At 70.4% G+C, this 1667-nt stretch carries 2 protein-coding genes and 1 pseudogene; 1 reads left to right on the top strand and 2 read right to left on the bottom strand.

What is annotated here, in order from left to right; all coding sequences use genetic code 11:
* Positions 1 to 291: 291 nt before the first annotated feature.
* Positions 292 to 663 carry an FmdB family zinc ribbon protein gene (locus AB0C29_RS47190; RefSeq protein ID WP_360834748.1) on the bottom strand — a complete coding sequence of 124 codons (372 nt, stop codon included), beginning with the start codon at positions 661 to 663 and terminating at the stop codon, positions 292 to 294.
* Between the two features lie 68 nt (positions 664 to 731).
* Positions 732 to 1337 carry a 5-formyltetrahydrofolate cyclo-ligase gene (locus tag AB0C29_RS47195; protein WP_360834750.1) on the bottom strand — a complete coding sequence of 202 codons (606 nt, stop codon included), beginning with the start codon at positions 1335 to 1337 and terminating at the stop codon, positions 732 to 734.
* A gap of 81 nt (positions 1338 to 1418) precedes the next feature.
* Between AB0C29_RS47195 and AB0C29_RS47200 the strand changes: the two are divergent.
* A pseudogene (locus tag AB0C29_RS47200) lies at positions 1419 to 1667 on the top strand (diguanylate cyclase); the annotation flags it as partial.

Below are 1667 nucleotides of genomic sequence, written 5' to 3' on the forward strand. Positions count from 1 at the left end.
CGGCTTCGCAGGCGCCGGGCCGCGCCCACATCACCACCGCCGCCGTACCGATCAGAACCGCCACCACCGCCGACCGCAGCAAAGTCGCCCGCCCGGGCCGGCGCCAGCGGACCGGATCCAGCCGGGGCTCCCGGCGGCCTCTGCCGCGCATAGCCGCCTCCTGACCCTCCCAGGGCACCGTCGACATCCGGCGCCAGGGATCAGGACGATAGGCGGGGCACAGCAGATCCCGGGGCCGCCCTGTGGACAACCCCGGGATGTGGACAACCGCCCAGCTCTGAGCCGGTCGTGCTAGGAGGAGGAAGTCGTCGCCGACTTGGCCGGGCTGGAGCCCGACGAGCTGGATCCGGAGGAGCCCGAGCCGGACGAGCTGGAGGAACCCGAGCTCGAGCCCGCGGCCGCAGGCGTCGCGGCGGGGGTCGAGGACGACGAGTCCGACTTGCTCTCGGCCGCGGGCGCGGCGGACTTCTCGGCGCTCACGTTCCCGGCGCGGGAGTCGTTGCGGTAGAAGCCGGAGCCCTTGAAGACGATGCCCACCGAGTTGAAGACCTTGCGGAGCTTGCCGCTGCAGTTCGGGCACTCGGTGAGGGCCGGGTCGGAGAAGGACTGCACCGCCTCGAGCTGTTCACCACACTCGGTGCAGGCGTACTGGTACGTGGGCACTGGTCCTCCGTGTTGCTCAATGGCTTGGCACTCGTCGTCTAGGAGTGCCAATGCTCCGTCATCGGAGTTTATTTCGTCCAGTCCGCGGTGTCGCTGAGACCCTCGGCCGGTGTGATCGCGGCGTGTACGCGGCGGTCGTGCGGCTCGGCCGGCACCTCGGGCAGCAGCTCACCGTCGTGCAGCAGAGCCACCGTGTACGCCCGTCCGGCGCGGGCCAGCGCGCGGTCGTAGGAGCCGCCGCCACGGCCCAGGCGCATGCCGCTGCGGTCGACGGCCAGTGCGGGGACGATCAGCAGGGTGGCCTGGGCGATCGCGTCGACGCCGAGGCGGGGCCCGATCGGCTCCCGCAGGCCTCGCCGGCCTGGCCGCAGGGTATCCGGCCCCTCGTAGCGGACCCAGTCGAGGTCGTTGTCCGGCAGCAGCACCGGGAGGATCAGCCGGTCGCCCAGGACCTCGGGCAGGTCGGGGCCGCCGGGCTCCGGCGCCAGGGGGACATACCCCGCGATCATCGTGGGGGACTGTGCGCGTACGAGATCTTTGAGGGCGGCTTGGATCGCGGCCGCGGCCTTCGCGCGGGTTTGGGGGGTCAGGTTTTTACGCGCTGCGAGCAGCTGATTGCGTAGCGCAATCTTCCCGGGCCGAGATTTTTCCGCTCCACCGGCGAAATCCGGCATGCAACACCCCCTTACAGAAACCGGCAAACGGCGCACACTATGTCAGCATCGCTCCAAAGAAGGCCACTTCCAGGAGGACGTGTGACTCTGCGTGGCCGACTCACTACTGCTTTTCTGGCGGTCGTGCTCGGTCCGGTTCTGCTCGGATCCTTCTTCGTCGGCATGACCGTCGCCACAGTGAGCCGGGACCGGACGGTCGAGCGACTCGATCATGCCGCGACGACGGTGCGTACCGCCATCGGCGCGATGTGCCGGCAGCTGCAGGCCGCCGCCGACGCCGTCGCCGTGCTCCCGGAGGCGGACCGGCGACCCGCCGCGGACCAGCTAGTC

Source organism: Actinoplanes sp. NPDC048791 (genome assembly GCF_040650095.1).
In the GTDB taxonomy this organism is placed as follows: Bacteria; Actinomycetota; Actinomycetes; order Mycobacteriales; family Micromonosporaceae; genus Actinoplanes.